Source organism: Microcoleus sp. F10-B2 (assembly GCF_036704965.1).
In the GTDB taxonomy this organism is placed as follows: domain Bacteria; phylum Cyanobacteriota; class Cyanobacteriia; order Cyanobacteriales; family Microcoleaceae; genus Microcoleus.
Map to the genome: position 1 here is coordinate 62,473 of NZ_JAUBTB010000022.1, position 15,578 is coordinate 78,050.

Annotated in this window: 14 protein-coding genes; 3 read left to right on the forward strand and 11 right to left on the reverse strand. The window is 46.8% G+C overall.

The features are described 5' to 3' along the window. Positions 1-7 precede the first annotated feature (7 nt). A complete protein-coding gene (locus tag QUA99_RS11250) occupies positions 8-3,472 on the reverse strand; it encodes an NACHT C-terminal alpha/beta 1 domain-containing protein (RefSeq protein WP_333235337.1) in 3,465 nt (1,154 codons plus the stop codon). 259 nt (positions 3,473-3,731) lie between these two features. Here QUA99_RS11250 and QUA99_RS11255 point away from each other — a divergent pair, with 259 nt between their 5' ends. Next, complete coding sequence (locus QUA99_RS11255; RefSeq protein ID WP_333235338.1) at positions 3,732-4,004, forward strand: hypothetical protein; 273 nt, start codon at positions 3,732-3,734, stop codon at positions 4,002-4,004. Between the two features lie 110 nt (positions 4,005-4,114). On the opposite strand, the gene QUA99_RS11260 is transcribed toward QUA99_RS11255, so the two are convergent. From QUA99_RS11260 to fabZ, 7 genes are all read right to left on the reverse strand, one after another. Then, positions 4,115-4,486: a DUF4278 domain-containing protein gene (locus tag QUA99_RS11260; protein WP_333235339.1), complete on the reverse strand. Its 372-nt coding sequence runs from the start codon at positions 4,484-4,486 to the stop codon at positions 4,115-4,117. 242 nt (positions 4,487-4,728) lie between these two features. Continuing rightward, positions 4,729-5,073: a BON domain-containing protein gene (locus QUA99_RS11265; protein ID WP_333235341.1), complete on the reverse strand. Its 345-nt coding sequence runs from the start codon at positions 5,071-5,073 to the stop codon at positions 4,729-4,731. Positions 5,074-5,451: 378 nt separating this feature from the next. Then, entirely contained in the window at positions 5,452-6,714 is a 1,263-nt protein-coding gene (locus QUA99_RS11270; RefSeq protein WP_333235343.1) for a DNA cytosine methyltransferase, read from the reverse strand. 136 nt (positions 6,715-6,850) lie between these two features. After that, a complete protein-coding gene (gene lpxB / locus QUA99_RS11275) occupies positions 6,851-8,023 on the reverse strand; it encodes a lipid-A-disaccharide synthase (RefSeq protein WP_333235344.1) in 1,173 nt (390 codons plus the stop codon). 9 nt (positions 8,024-8,032) lie between these two features. Then, on the reverse strand, positions 8,033-8,635 hold the full coding sequence (locus QUA99_RS11280) for a Uma2 family endonuclease (protein ID WP_333235346.1): 603 nt from the start codon (positions 8,633-8,635) through the stop codon (positions 8,033-8,035). A gap of 41 nt (positions 8,636-8,676) precedes the next feature. Then, entirely contained in the window at positions 8,677-9,471 is a 795-nt protein-coding gene (lpxA, locus tag QUA99_RS11285; protein WP_333235347.1) for an acyl-ACP--UDP-N-acetylglucosamine O-acyltransferase, read from the reverse strand. A 189-nt stretch (positions 9,472-9,660) separates the two neighbouring features. After that, positions 9,661-10,182: a 3-hydroxyacyl-ACP dehydratase FabZ gene (gene fabZ / locus QUA99_RS11290; protein WP_333235348.1), complete on the reverse strand. Its 522-nt coding sequence runs from the start codon at positions 10,180-10,182 to the stop codon at positions 9,661-9,663. Between the two features lie 19 nt (positions 10,183-10,201). On the opposite strand from fabZ, the gene QUA99_RS11295 reads away from it, so the two are divergent. Next, positions 10,202-10,387 (forward strand): hypothetical protein, encoded by a 186-nt coding sequence (locus QUA99_RS11295; protein WP_333235349.1) that lies wholly within the window; start codon positions 10,202-10,204, stop codon positions 10,385-10,387. Positions 10,388-10,469: 82 nt separating this feature from the next. Here the strand turns inward: QUA99_RS11295 and lpxC are convergent, their stop codons facing one another. From lpxC to purC, 3 genes are all read right to left on the reverse strand, one after another. Then, positions 10,470-11,327 carry a UDP-3-O-acyl-N-acetylglucosamine deacetylase gene (lpxC, locus tag QUA99_RS11300; RefSeq protein WP_333235350.1) on the reverse strand — a complete coding sequence of 286 codons (858 nt, stop codon included), beginning with the start codon at positions 11,325-11,327 and terminating at the stop codon, positions 10,470-10,472. Positions 11,328-11,433: 106 nt separating this feature from the next. Beyond that, complete coding sequence (locus QUA99_RS11305) at positions 11,434-13,875, reverse strand: BamA/TamA family outer membrane protein (RefSeq protein WP_333235351.1); 2,442 nt, start codon at positions 13,873-13,875, stop codon at positions 11,434-11,436. Between the two features lie 184 nt (positions 13,876-14,059). Next, the gene (purC, locus tag QUA99_RS11310; RefSeq protein WP_333235353.1) at positions 14,060-14,788 is read right to left on the reverse strand and encodes a phosphoribosylaminoimidazolesuccinocarboxamide synthase; all 729 of its coding nucleotides are present in this window, start codon (positions 14,786-14,788) and stop codon (positions 14,060-14,062) included. 261 nt (positions 14,789-15,049) lie between these two features. Between purC and QUA99_RS11315 the strand changes: the two genes are divergently transcribed. Further along, positions 15,050-15,481 (forward strand): response regulator, encoded by a 432-nt coding sequence (locus QUA99_RS11315; RefSeq protein ID WP_333235355.1) that lies wholly within the window; start codon positions 15,050-15,052, stop codon positions 15,479-15,481. Positions 15,482-15,578: the final 97 nt, after the last annotated feature.

Consider the following 15,578-nt stretch of genomic DNA (forward strand, 5'->3'; position numbering starts at 1 on the left):
TCGGCTCTTAAATAGGATGTCTATTTTCTAGTATACTTCGCCGAATCCATGCTACAACAGCAGGGACTAAATCGGGTTGGCTGGGTGAAAAAGTTGGCAAGGGAATATCCCCTTGTTCGCACACCACACAAATCGCGCGATCGAATTTGCTGAAAGCTTTCAGAAATGAATCGCTAAATCCTGTGGGTGTGGCTGAGAGTGCGGTGGAATCGTAGCAGATGAAAAACAGGGAAATTTCGCTTTGGCGGCGCAGGTAATTCCAATAAATTTTGAGTTTTTGCATGGTATCTGGATACCCATTCTGCCACTCTGGACATTTTTGATTGAGCATCTGGTCGTAAATTTCTGGGGCGGGGTTTTCGGGGTCGATGATTTGGTGTGTGTCGATGCAAATTAGTTTTACTTTGCTGCATAGATCGGGTCGATCGTTAATGGCTTCGGCAAGCATTTTAGGTAAGTTTACTAAGTTGGGGCTTGCTGTTGCGGAGTTGGTAAGGGTGTCTTGATGCCAAGCTTGATAATAGTTTGGGAAAGGCATAGTTTGAGCGCAATGCCAAAGAACATCATATAACTCATAAAAACCGAAATCTCGATTGGTAGATATCTGATTTTGTATATGATTTTTTAAATTTGAGACTGCTGATGACAGCGGATATCTTTTAAGTATTTTACCCAAACTAGAAGCCGCGTCAATACGACTATCTGGAGCGGTGTAAACCAGGTCTATTAATGCTTGAATTACTTGTTCATGAATTACATTGGCAGCGCCCAAATATTCAATCGCAAACTTACTAATTACAAAATTGCTGTGGTAAATAAGCTCAATTAGTAATAATATTGCTTCCTTATTGTTAAGACCAAATGCTCCTAACAGCCTGACAGAATCTCGAATAATATTTTCATCCGAAGTATTTTTAATCAAATAAATGAGTGGTTTAACTGCTTGCGGAGATTTAGATGCAATATGGTTAAATGTTTCTGCTGCCCATCTACGTTTTAATTCGTCTTTATTATATTTTTTTTCTTCAATCAGCCATTCTAATAGTTGCCGAACTACATCAAACAGGCTAATTTCAATACTTATGCCAGCTTGAGAATGATAGGGGGCAATTTTTGTTAAGCTCCTATTCGCCTGAGTAGGAATAAATTTATCGGTACTTTTTTCTATCAGCTCCACCAACCTTGCGATGGCTTGCTCGTTACCGGGAACGATAGTTCCCAAGCATTCAGCAGCTTTTACACAGGTGTATTCATGGTGACTGTTTTGCATCATTTTATTAAGTTCATCAATCAATTGCTGATTGTTCTGACCAATGAGTTCTAAACTATTAAATGCTTTCTCAATGAGGTACTGCCCTTCAATAAGAGGATAGAGCTCGGCAGTGGTACGAATCACATTAAGCAGTGCTTCAATCGCTTGTTGATTGCCCGTTCCAATTTGCCCCAAACTCTCAACCATATTTGCCAATAAACCATTAGTAGCATCAGTGGTACTGTTAAGCATCACGTTAATTAAAGCAGGGATGGTTCTGGAGCGATCGCTCTTTTGGAATGCAGCCCTCGCTGCTTCTGAAATTAAACGTCTTTTCCCAACCCACATCTGCATCTTTAAGTTAAAATAACCATATCCCCATCTAATCAATTGCGATAGGATTTTATCAGCACAGCTACATTCCTTAAACTCAGCAATACCTAGGGCTGCTAAAAAATATGCTCGGTATTCATAAAAACCTTTGTCCTCTAAAATATACTCCCAACATCCATCTTGAAATTTAATCAAAGCCTTAATAAATGATTCCTTACATTCTGTTCGTACATCTTGACCCCCCAGCCACAATAAAATAACTTCTTTCCACTGCTTCTCAAAAATTCGGTAACTTGCTTTAGAATTTTTAGGGTTGTCAGGAATGTGATTCAGGAAAAATTTCCAATCCTCAATTGCACAGGCGGCGAAATACTCCTGAAACGTCGGATGGAAGAAAGCGTAAACAGAGTTTTTCGTGCGCGTATCCCTGTCAACTAAAACCAACCATCCCAATTCATCAGCTAAATCAAACCACTCTTCCCCCATTTGCTCGATCGCAAATTCTTGCTCAATCCGAAACCGATTAACGCTTTCCATTGCCGCTAAAGCCAACTTTGCCAAAGCTTGTTGAATCTGTTTTTTATCCCTCTGGTTTAATACTCGCTGTTTCTTCTGAAATTCCTCTTGTTTCCACTCAAAAAAATAAGTGGTAAACTGCTCGTAAAGTGTCGCCTTCGTTTCGGGCAATTCCTGTTCGGGTACGCACCAAGACTGACACAACATCGACAACCGCAGGGGATTGCGTACCAGTTCTTTGATTCGCTCTTTTCCCGGTTCTTTTAACTGTCTTGTTAAGCGTTTTCCCTGTTCTCGCCAGAACGTTTCATTGCCAGAATTGCGCCGTTTCTCATCGTGACTCGCCTCTTCAAACCACTGAAGAATAAACTCATCCACATCATCGGGTTCAAATTCCAAAGTTTTATAAGTATCAAAATTTGTCAGGGTATTGCTAATCGCCGCATCCCAAACATTCAAACGGCAAGTTAGCACCACCCGCGCCTTACCCACCCAGTCTGTCAGTTGTTCCCGAATTCTCGCCAGCGCCTGCACGGGGGATTCCGCCGCCATTTCATCCACCCCATCAAGCAGCAACCACACTTTACCTTGACGGAACAGTTGTTTGAGTGCTTTTCTGATTTCTGGCGTTACATTTTCCGCATCAGCATCGATAAAATATAGCGCTTTTTTCAGCCAATTATCGAGTAAATAATCTTCAATGGTGCCTTCCCGTAAATCTGCCAGTCGAATACAAATCGGAAAATCCGGGGAATTTTTCGGCAACCGTTCCGCCAATTCTCCTAACAGCGTAGTTTTTCCCGCACCCGGTTCGCCAATGATCGCGATATGCTTGCCTTTTTCGGTGCGATTTTCGGCAATCACTTTCTGGAAAAAAGCATCATCTTTATAAGTTTGGACGATTTGCAGTTCTGGTTCTTTCTGGCGTGACTCTTCGCCTGTGGGGTTGGGTATGGGGTTTGGTGTTTTGGGACGTTCCATTAATCCCAAGGGAACGTAAATATTTAATTCATATTGTTGTGCTGTTGCTTGGCGGCGGAGTTGTTGAGTTGCTACAACTTTGTCGCAGATATCGCGCCAGTCGATTTCTGTTGGTGTGAGTTTCGATGTAGGTGGGTTTAACTCGTTTGCATCGACTATATCTGTTACTTCCAAACCTAAAGCTTTGGAAATCGAAATTGCAGACTCTCTATCTACCGCTTCTCCCCGGAAAAACCGCTTAACCGTTGTTTCGTTCACTTCCGCTGCTGTGGCGATGTCCAAATAAGTCCAAACTTTGTCGTTATGGTTGCGTTTAGCAGCTTTGGCCGTTGTGAGTTTTTTTCGTCCTTCTTCCGTTGCGCGAATACCACGTTTGCGGGTTTCCTTCATCGGTAGTAGCTCAATACCATTGTAGATATCAATACATTAACCGATCGCACCGATCGCCCGCCAGTCCGAAAGCCCGCCAGGGGTTTAAACCCCTGGCTAATAGCGAAAGTCCACTTAAGTGGACTAAAAATATTTCGGACTTGATGGCGAACGTAGCAAGATATCAGAACAGGGAACTTAATATCTGAACTGAACTGCCTTAATTTCAACCTCTACACTTTAGTATCACTGAATCATGACCTTCAGAGATACACAAAATATGTTTAACCGGATTACAAAAAGCGAAAAAAATCAAGACAATTGTCAAAAGTTTGTGGGGCGAGTTATAGAGATCGCATTTGTCACACAAGCCTTTATTATCGGCATCAACGGAAATCTCGATGTGCTTTCAGGTAAACCCGTCCTCGATGTTATCCCGTCGATGATTGCTCAAGCTATAGAGTTAATCGTCAAAACCCATCGCACCCAAAAGAGTGTGGAGGAGATTGATCGCATTAAAAAAGATCGCATCGCCCAAAATCCCGACGATTGATATCGCTTCGAGGGTGCAAGATCGATCGCACAAACAGCATCAAAAGGGGGAAATTGAGTTAAACTCGATTTCCCCCTCTTGACAAATATTCGACTTTATGACCTTTTTCTCTAACAAACCATCTGTCTCGACTCAATTTCTAGCAAGCGCAGGAGTGTTTCATCGCCCTTGGCTTTGGCTGCTTCCTTTCTACGATCGAGAATATTGCAAATATTCGCCTGGTGAACTTGCGCCACTTCCACAACTGTTGGGTAATATTCCCCCCTCGCTGAGGCGCTAGCTGCTGCGACATCCCGATCGCGAGTTTGAGAATCTCGCTTTTTGGTATTGTTTGTGCCGCCGTATTTTTTGGGGTTGGGAATGTGTCTCGGATACCGATAGTTCCAGTTTTGGCCCCGGTATTTGCCCGCGACTTCGCCTTCGATCATATCAACTGTCGGAATGTCGTACTCGTAGTTTGAGCCGCGATAAGTGAGTTTCATATTTTTTGATCCTTATATTTATCCAGATAAAAAGGGCAGTCAGGTCAGGTTTGCTTTTCTTCGCTAAAACTTTTTTAGTTTCTGTATTCAATTATACTGTTTTTTTAGATAAATCGCTTTGTTTTACAAAAATTAATATTTTGAGGGGGAGACGGCAAGAAAAAACCCGCCGCAGCGGGTTTAATCGAGTTTTTGGCTGATTCGAGCAGCACCCGGAGCGAAACTGGTTCGGTTCCGAATAACTAGCCGACTGTCACCTGATCGGTTTGCACGCCTGTGGCACCTTCTTCAGCAGAGGCGATCGCCACCAACTTGTCGAGAATTGCCTGACTGGGAACTTGACCTTTGAGAACAACCGTGCCGCTGAGCTGAGCCACATAAACAGTCTCGATATCAGCAACTTCTGCATCGCTGTCAAAAGCTAAAGCAACCCGCTTCGCTAAGCCACTTTCGTCAAAATTTCCGTCTGGGCCGACTTTAGCAGGAGCGATGGATTGCGCTTGTGCTGCTTGCTGTACTACTTGTGCCATCGGTTCAGCCGGGGCTTCAGGCTTTTCGAGTCCGAACAGTCTTTTAAACCAACCCATATTAGTTGAGTCTCCTGAAAATACACTTTTTACACGATAGCTCTAGAATGCCAAAAGACTCGTAATTGTTGCAAAACTCAGCGAAATTTATCAAAATGTTTTATCGGGAGACTTTCACAATCTAAAATCTTAAATAGTATTTAGATGTTGGTGTTGCTATTTGGTGTATAGGACGATCGCTACGCCTTGGATAGCAAACCAGTAGTCGAAATAGTTGCCCCGCTGTCATCTTAAAAAAACTGCACAATCCGTCGGAATACATTGTCGGTTTGTTTAACTAGGCGGGATATCTCCTGCGGGTCATCGAATTGTGTCCACTGATACAGGGGGCGGTTTACTACTCACCCATTCCCCGTTAGAGATAATTAAATCTAACTCTTAACTTTTTAGATAATATTGTTCTGCTTCCGACCAATTCAGTTTAAGCAGCGAATCATCTCCCCATGTCAGCTTGAGACTCGGCTTAATTGCTTCCACGCCCAAAGCGCTAATAATCTGCGCTGCTACAGCTTTCGCCAGTAGCGGCGGTACAGAATTTCCGACTTGGCGAAAACCGTGCCATTTTGTAACGTGAAATCTAAACCAGTCAGGATAGGAATGCAGCCGCGCAGCTTCTCTGACTGTAATGCACCGAGGGGCGATCGGGTGAATCGGTCTCGGCGAAGTATAAGCCCCCCTCGCCCTGTCGGTTCCCGCCCTGAGAGTGTTGCAAACTCCCTGGGGGTGTAGCTTGTAAAAACGACTGATCGGCTCTTTTTCGCCGTGTTTTGCCGCCTGAAACCTTTCCATACATTCCTGAGAATGTTTAGTTCGCAAACTACAAGAGAGGATTTGTCGATCGTACTCGCGATCGTAGGAATAATCATCATCCAAATCATCAATTCCGCGCATTAGACTCGCATAAGTGCTGCACTTTCCGTACTCTGCCATTACCCAATCTCGGTGCAGCAACTCGCTGTATTTTTCCACTTCCGGCAAATCTCCAATAGCATCCCAAACTGTCGGGACAGCAGGTAAATTAACTTTTTTATACCGTTTTGGGACTTTAATTTTCGGGAGTACAGTCGTTGGCTGAGGGTATTTTGGCAGCTCATAATTTTTTTTGCAGCCAATCAGAAACAATCGTTTGCGAGCTTGTGGCACTCCGTAGTTAACGGCGTTTAGAACTTGATAGTTTTCTTCTACTTGATAGCCTGCTTCCATAAAAGAGCTAATTAAAACATTCAGGAGTTCTTTGTGTTTTCCTGACGCAATTCCCGGCACATTCTCCATTACGAAAAACTTTGGTTTTAGCTCCAAAACTAAGCGCTGAAAGTGAAAAATTAGAGAATTTCGCGGGTCGTCTACATCGCGCTTGCCCATCATCGAGAATCCTTGACAGGGCGAACCGCTGATTACTACGTCTATCTCGCGCCGCCCGATCGCCGATTTTTTCCGAATTTCCGATCCCGTAAGCTTTGCGACATCTTTGCACAAAATAGAACACATCGGGAAATTAAACTGGTGTGTGGCGCAGTGAATTGGGTCAATCTCGACTGAGGCAAGTACATCAAAACCTGCTTGTTCAAAGCCCAGGGTCATGCCGCCCGCGCCTGCAAATAAATCAACAGCGATCGGTCGCTTTTTCCGATTGCTTGGCATAACATTTCAATAAAAAAGTTGCTTTAATAGAAATTAAGGAAATCAACCGTGTTTCGGGTAATAAATCGTGAGTTTGTCCACTAGCCAGTCACAAAGGAACCGGGTTTATACATAACCCTTTAATACAAAAATTGCTTTAATAAGCTGTATTTAATTTGACATTTTTCATTATTTCCGCAGCGGCCCGATCGCACACACCCACATCTCCGAGACTTTCGCGCATTTCCCGATAACCTGCTTTCATTTGCTGGCGCCGATCGGCATTTTGCAGCAATTCCAGTGCGTGATTCACTATATTTTCCGCAGTCGCCTCGTCTTGCAGCAACTCCGGGACGATCGGCTTCATTTGCACCAAATTGGGGGGAGACATAAAAGGAATCGAAAATTTCAGCACGTGGCGAGCAATAATCGCCGTAATCGGACTGACGCGATAGAGGACAACTTGTGGAACATCCAGCAAAGCCAACTCCAAATTAACAGTACCAGATTTAGTAATCGCCAGATCGGCAGCAGCCAAGATTTCCAGAGTTTGATTTTCTAACAAAGTAGCCCGCAAACCGTAATTCTCGATCGCCTGTTCGATTTTGCGGCGGAAAGCTTGATTAGCAAGGGGAATCCAAAAATGAACTTCCGGCAATTTAGCTTGAATAATTTGAGCGGCCTCAAATATAACCGGCATCAGGTACTTGAGTTCTTGGTGTCTGGAAGCGGGAATTAGGGCGATCGACACCTGTTCCGACCCAATTCCCAAAGTTTTGCGGGCAACTTCCCGGCAGGGCGCAGATTGCATTCTATCCACCAAAGGATGCCCAACCCAACTCACTTGAGCTCCTTTTTCTCGATAATAATGAGCTTCTTCGGGGAAAATTGCCAAAAGTTTGTCGCAAATATTGACAATCAGATCGGTATTGCGAGGAGAAATCGACCAAACCCATTCTTGAGGTGCGATGTACCAAACCACTGGCAAATCAGGCAAACAGCGGCGGATATAGCTGCCAATACCGAGATTTGGAGTCAAATAATCAATCAATACAACAGCATCGGGGCGGAAGTTTTTGAGATATTGTTTAGCTTTTTGCTGAACTTGGATCGTCGGCCAAATATACGGTACTGATTCTATCAGACCCATAGAACCAATGCCCACAGTATCGCCTAAAATAGTAGCACCAGCTTCCGCCATACGATGGCCGCCCAATCCTGTTATTTCTAACTCCAAACCAGCGGCGACAGCGTGACGTTTTAAGGCTGCAATTAACAAAGCTCCTTGCAAATCCCCAGAAACTTCACCAGTGCTGATAAAAATTTTCATATTCGGACTTTATACAGGTGAGATGTTTGCTAATAACTCGGTAACAGCATCATATTGATCTGGCATATTAGCACAGCGTAGTAGTAATTCTAAGTCCAGATCGGGAAGGAATGTACTCCTGGCAATCTCCTGATAATTTTCACCTGTTAAGTAATAGAGAGATAACTGACTATTTTGCCAAAACCATACTTCCCGAACACCCAATCTTTTGTAGAATTCTAGAGTATTTATCCCGCCACTGGTAATTACCACTTCAATAGCAATATCTGGAACTATTTTTTGGGTTCCTATATCATAGGAATCATCTGGCTCTTTTCTACCCCCTAATTCTCTGTTACCCAAAGTCGGCCCGCCCTTGCCGTAAAATCGAATCCCATTTGCTCTCATATATGCCTCTAGCAGCATACAGAGAGTTTTCTTGATTATTTCGTGTTCGGGCGAGACAGTCATAATTTGCAGTAGTCGATCGAGATAGAAAAATTTCACACCTCTGAAATCTTTAAAAGCTGCTTCTATAGCTTCAAATTGCTCCCAACTCACATCTGAGAACCTGATGCAGCCATCTTGTTCTGTTTCAGGGGATGTAGATTTGACTGAAGTATATACATTCATAGGGCAACAGTCGCTTAGTTCATAGGTTTATTTTACCTGATTCACTTTTTGCCAGGAATCAAACCGCGCCGCCCTTTGGTTACAGACTGCTGCAAAAATCTCTGCAGGTGCTGCAAGTGGGGGTTTTCTGGCAACAAATCCAACTGTTCCAAAGCTTGATTTAGAGTGTAGCCAGAATGGTATAGAATACGAAAAGTTTTCTTCAAAACTAGCAAATCTTCTGAGGTAAAACCGGCGCGTTCGAGGCCTATTTTGTTGATTGCTCGCACTCTCGAAGGATTCCCCTCGACTAGCATATAAGGAGGTACGTCTCGATCGATCCTGCTCAAGCCGCCCACCATAGACAAGCGGCCGATGTGGACAAACTGGTGAACGCCTAAAACACCGCTCAAGCGGGCTTGAGACTCGATTTTAACGTGTCCGGCCAAGGCTACAGCATTGGCGATAATTACTCGATCGGCGATCGCGCAATTGTGTCCCACATGAACATAAGCCATCAATAGATTATGATTGCCAATTGTCGTGCTTTCCCCCGCTCCAGTAGCGCGGTTGATTGTCACGTATTCCCGAATGAGATTGTTGTCGCCAATTTTCACCCTAGTCAGAGAACCCTCGTATTTCAAATCTTGAGGTTCCAAACCAATAGCCGCACCGGGGAAAATTTGATTGCGAGCGCCTATTTCTGTTAGCCCGTCGATAATTGCATGGGCACCAATCTTAGTATCCGGCCCGATTTTCACTCTTTCCCCAATTACAGCATAAGCTCCCACTTCTACAGTCGGGTGAAGTTCGGCGCGGGGATGAATCACAGCAGTTGGGTGAATCAAAGTAAGCATTTGTCAATTTTTTTGCTGGTAAGTGGGAAGGAAGAAGGAAGAAGGAAGAAGGAAGAAGGAAGAGGTAAGAAGGAAACTTTTTAATTTGAAGATTGCTTGGTTCTTCGCAACGCTTTGCGGTTTCAAGTTAAATTCAAAACTCAAAAATAACCACTCACAATTACCCGCAAACTCTTACCAATTCCCAATTTAATCTACCATCGAAAACATCAATTCTCCTTCACAAACTTTTTGTCCGTCTACTTCAGCCAGAGCCTGAATTTTTGCGAAGCGACGGCGTTTTACCCACAGCAATTCTACAGTCATCAGCAACCGATCGCCCGGTACAACCTGACGGCGGAACTTGACTTTATCAATTCCGGTAAACATCCACAATCCTTGCTCGATGTCGGGCAACTGAGCCAGAACAATACCGCCAACTTGAGCCATCGCTTCGACAATTAATACCCCAGGCATAATCGGCCGTCCGGGAAAATGACCTTGAAAATGCGGTTCGTTGAAAGTCACATTTTTAATTCCTACAGCCCTCTCGGACGGCACGTAATCAACAATCTTGTCAACCAGTGCAAAAGGATAGCGATGAGGCAATAATTTCTGAATTTCTTCGAGAGTAAAAGTAGATTTAACCGCTGGAGAATCCTCACCGTTGTTGGTGGGGGCGGATTCAGAATTAGCAGTATTGAGGGTGTTAACTTCAGTCAGCGTGGACATTGCTTGAAGACTTTTGAGTGTGGTATGGCAGAAGGCAGAAGGCAGAAAGCAGAAGGCAGAAGGCAGAAGGCAGAAGGCAGAAGGCAGAGGGAGCATCTCAATGAAAGCAGTTAAGCTAGAAATTGGAGTTTTAAGGCCCGAGGCTGCGGGGCAGGAGGCAGGAGGAAAGAGGAAGAAGGAAAGAGGAAGAAGGAAGGAGCCATAAGAAGTGTTTTTACAAATATGAGATGCTCCCGAAGGCAGAAGGCAGAAGGCAGATGCAATCTTAACAGATCGCCTGTTTTTTCCTAACTTTTATCTAGCGTAGCTAGAGCTTCCGATTTCAGGGCTTGGGCGAGTTGGACGTGTAAGTTGTGACTGGCTTTGTAAGCCAAGTAGTGAGCTTTTGGCCAAGTTCCTAGCAGACTGAGGTCGCCTGCTAAGTCTAGGATTTTATGGCGCACCGGTTCGTTGGCAAATCTCAAGGGCGGGTTGAGCCAGCCGGATCGATCGCAAACTAGGGCGTTCTCTAGGGTACCACCTTTGATTAAACCTGCTTGTCGCAATTGGTCAACTTGGCGAGCAAGTCCAAAAGTGCGGGCTGGGGCGATCGCCGCCGCAAAACTTTCTGCCTCTGGCGACCAACTGTACCATTGATTGCCGATCGCCTGTTCCTCAAAATCAATTCCGTAACTAAATCGAGTTTCGGCTGAGGGTAAAGCCGCTGCAAAAGCATCCCCGTGGCGCACCCAAATTGGCTGTTCTAGGACGAAGGAGGAAGTGGGGTCTTGCTTCGATGCTTGAGGAACTAAGCCGGTACGGGCGATCGCCTCTACCCAAACCAGAGCCGAACCGTCCAGCAGCGGCACTTCCGGCCCATCAACCTCAATTCGAGCATTATCCGCTCCCATCCCCGCCAAAGCGGCTAATAGATGCTCTACAGTGCGAATTTGACCGTCGATACCTGCCAGTTCAGTTGAAAGAGCAGTCTGGCAAACCGCCTCAATTTTTGCAGGAATTATTGGAGCACCGGGCAAGTCAATTCTGACAAAATAGCGGCCTTCACCAGCCCCAGCAGGCAAAACTCGGACGCGAGTTTGTTCGCCGCTGTGCAAGCCGATTCCCGACAGTTCAAATTCAGATTTTAAGGTACGTTGAATAGTCATTAGTTAGTAGTCAGTAGTCAGTAGTCAACTGTCAGTAGTCAGTAGTCAGTAGTCAACTGTCAACTGCCAACTGTCAACTGCCAACTGCCAACTGCCAACTGCCAACTTAGAATCGCTCACCAATCCCAAAGTGAATTTGATTGTCGCCGGTGTCGTTGATACCGTAATCGATCCGGATCGGCCCTAAAGGAGATTGAATCCGCACGCCGAGGCCGTAACCGTAACCGCTACCGGGCTTTTCGCGGATACCGGCCGGGTCGCCCGGGACATCTTTGCCCGTGCCCAAGTCGGTGCCAGCATCCAAAAATAGCGCTCCGCCGATAAACGAAATAATCGGGAAACGGTACTCAACGCTGGCTTCTAGGAAGCTGCGGCCCGCTCCCATGTCGCCTTCGTCGTATCCGCGCACCGAGTTGGCGCCGCCCAAGGCAAAGGCTTCGTAGGGAGGCAAATCTCCGAATACGGTGCCGCCTCTAAAACTGAATGCCAGGGTTTGAGGGCCGGGGGTAAAGTTAGTGTACTTGACTGGTACGTACAAGCTGTAGCTGGCCCGCAGGCGGTTTAACAGGATGCTGCCGGAACCTACAGGAATCGATTGTTCCATGCCAAATCTGAGCAGGGAACCGCTAGTGGGGCGGAGGGGGTCGTTGCGCCGATCGCGCACAACACCTGCTTGCAGTGTTGTCAAGTCATCCGAACCCGAATCGCTAAAACTTAACAGGTTGCCGAGTTCGTCCCGGGATTCGCGACGGCCTTTGCGATCGGTAATTGAGATTCGCTGGTACTGCAAGCCGAGTGAAGCAGTCCACTCAGAATCGGCAAAAGGATTGCGCGACAGGGGACGGGTGAAATTGATGCCGGCACCGGTGCGGACGATGCGGGGTCGATCGTCGTTGGGCAATCTGACTTCCTGTTCGCCGCCGTCAAAAATCACGCTGATCGATCGTCTTCTAAAAAGATTAGCCGTGAAAGAAGTCCGGTAAGGATCGCCCGCAATCCAGGGGTCGGTAAAACTCAGGTCAAACAGCGTTTGGCGTTCCCCGATTTGTACTTCAGCCCCCAATTTCTGGTTCCTACCGCCCAAGTTTTGCTGCTGGTAACTCACCGTACCGAACAAACCCGTCGCGGAACTCAAACCCGCACCCGCGGCCAGAGAACCGGTATTTTTCTCAATGACGTTGACAATTACCCTTGCCTTGCGGGGGTCTGTCGTTCCCGGTTCCAAGGCAAGCCGCACGTCTTCAAAAATTCCCAAACCAAACACCCGTCTCAAATCCCTTTCCGCCTTGGTGCGGTTAAAGATGTCTCCGGGCTTGAGTTCGACTTCGCGGGTGACGACAAACCGACGGGTGTTGCCTCCGATGGGCTGACCCGTGGCATCTGTTGCCTCTCCCTCCTTGTTCAGGAAGCGGACATCAACGGATTCGATCTGACCTTCTGCCACTTGCAGGGTCACTGTTCCGTCGTCTGCTACTTGCGGGGCATCAGTGATTTGGCCCAAAACATAGCCGTTGTCTTGATACCAGGCATTAATTTTTTTCACTCCCTCCTCAAAGCGGCGGAGGTTGAGAATTTTGCCGTATTGATCGCGGAAGCTTTCGTCAATTACGCTTTGGGGCAGCACTTGCTGACCGGTGATTGTCACTCCCCGCAGCACCGGATTTGCCTGGACAATAAAAGTTACCCGGACGCCCAACGGGGTGTCTTCGGGTACTGCCCGCACGTTTCTGAAAAAGCCCGTGGCAAAAATGGCGTTGATGTCTTGTTGCAGTTGGCTGCGGTTGGTCGTGCGTCCCGGTTGGGTGCTGATGACTCGGTAAATTTCGCTTTCCAAGTCTTCCGTCGCCCCGGTGACGGTAACTTCTGCAACTAGCACTTGCGGTTCGGCGGGCCCGGCGGGTGCGGGGGTTTGTCTCGGCTGCGGTGCTGGGCCAGGGGGCAATTGGGGAAAGATGATAGCGGGAGGTGTGGCAGGGGGAGGTATGGTCGGAGTCGGTCGCGGCTGAGCCGGTTGGGGCTGAGCCGGTCTGATCCGGGGCAGTCTGGGGGGACTTGGGGCGTTTTGAGCGATCGCCCCTGATTCCTCTGGTTTCCCTAGCTCTGCTGCGATCCAGGCGGGCGTTACAGCCGCTTCCGATGGGGGGAGCGCGCTCCCGAGTTGTGATCGCCCGTGCAGGGCGTTTTGGCTGCTAGAGGCGGGAGAGGGGTTGGATGCTAGCTCGGGTTTGAGTTCAATGCCCGCAGGTGAAACCGGGGAAGACGGGTCTGTGACTCGGTTTGGGGGCTCGTCGTTCTCTCCTCTGGCAGGGGCCGCAGCTATTTTTAGGGCTTCCCCTTTGCTAGTTTTAGCGGCTTTGCGGTTTTGAGGAGGGTTTTGGGTTAATTCTGCAATGGGGCGATCGGGTAATTCGATCGACGGGGCGGGCCCGGCGGCAGCCAAAGCTTCCTCTGCTGATTCAGAGTAGGATGTTTGGCCGCTTGCCGAATTTGATAACCCGAATGTTGCTGAGGCAGTAAAAACTGCCACCAATACAGCAGATAAACGCATTTTTGTTCACTTTTTTGGAATCCACACACCACATTAGTCATTAGTCATCAGTCATGAGTCATTAGTTATTAAGTCGGTTGAATTTCGCGCTGACCGCTAATTGATATGACTGTTGACCGCTGATTGCTGACATCGAAATCACAAGGGTGACAAACTGTGCAATTCTAGCGCATTGCCAAGGCCTCTAGACTTTCTGAGCTAGAACCCGTTGGAGAACTTGCTGGTAAGCGGTTTCTACCGATCCTAAGTCGCGCCGGAATCGGTCTTTGTCCATAACACGGGCGTCGGGGTCGGCTTCTGCGTTGTCCCAGAGGCGGCAGGTGTCGGGACTGATTTCGTCGGCGAGAATCAGATTTTGATGTTGGTCGATACCGAATTCTAGTTTGAAGTCTACTAGAGTGATGCCGCACTGGCTGAAAAATTCCTTGAGTATTTCGTTAATTTCGCGGGCGGCGATGTCTAGTTGGTCTACTTGTTCGGGGGTGGCTAGCTGCATTAACAGCAGTCGGTCGCGGGTCAGCAGCGGGTCTCCCAAATCGTCGTTTTTGTAATAAAACTCGACCAGCGGCGGATTGATAATTGTGCCCAGGGCGAGTCCGGTTTGTTTGCAAAGACTGCCGGCGGCAATGTTTCTGACAACTACTTCCAAGGGCAAGATTTGGACGCGGCAGACTCGCATTTCGTTGGGGGCCGGCGTGTCGATGTAGTGGGTGGGAATGCCTTTGGCTTCTAGCATCCGAAACAGGTGCGCGGATACGGCACAGTTGATTTCGCCTTTGCCGGCGATGCTGCCCCGTTTCTGGGCGTTAAAGGCGGTGGCGTCGTCTTTGAAGTGGGTCAGCAAAATTTCGCTGTCTTCGGTGGAGTAGAGGATTTTGGCTTTGCCTTCGTAGAGTTTGCGATCGGCTGACATGGCGATTAATAATAATGTAGATGAGTTTTAGATTTTACAGTAGCTCTCTGAGGGCGTTATTGGCGAGTTTTTGGTTCTCGGCTGCCCCACTCATGCCCGTGAGGGCGAGTATGCCTGTAGATAGATAACGCGATTGGCTGAGACATAAATGATTCTTGACAAAGGACAATAGAAATTAGAGCTGCTGGGTTCGCGCTCTGTGCTGACTGAACCTCGCCAACGAGACTGGCGCTTAAAAAACATCTGTAAAATGGCTGATTTATGGAAGACAAAAAAATTCATATCCTCTTGGTAGAAGATGATGAGGTTGATGTGATGAACGTCCGGAGAGCGTTCAAAAAAAATAATATCGTTAACCCCCTCTACATGGCTGCTAACGGATTAGAAGCTCTAGCTATATTGCGCGGAGAAGCAAAAATAGAGCCTGCAATGCCTCAAGCGCGCCGGTTGATTTTGCTTGATTTGAATATGCCGAGAATGAACGGGATCGAGTTTTTGCGAGAATTGCGGCTGGATGAAAGTTTGAGGTCGATTCCGGTGATCGTCCTCACAACTTCTAATGAAGATAGAGATAAGGTAGAAGCTTATAATTTAAATGTAGCGGGGTATATTCTTAAACCTGTCACTTTTTCTAACTTTGTGGAAGTTATGGCGACTCTCAACAGATACTGGATGCTGAGCGAAATACCCTAAAATAGTAATTTTTTAATAATAAAATTCAATGTGGTTTGTGATTTTTCATCTGTGCAGTTGTTTGCATTCCTTTTTACAGACTCCAACTTTTTCGGAG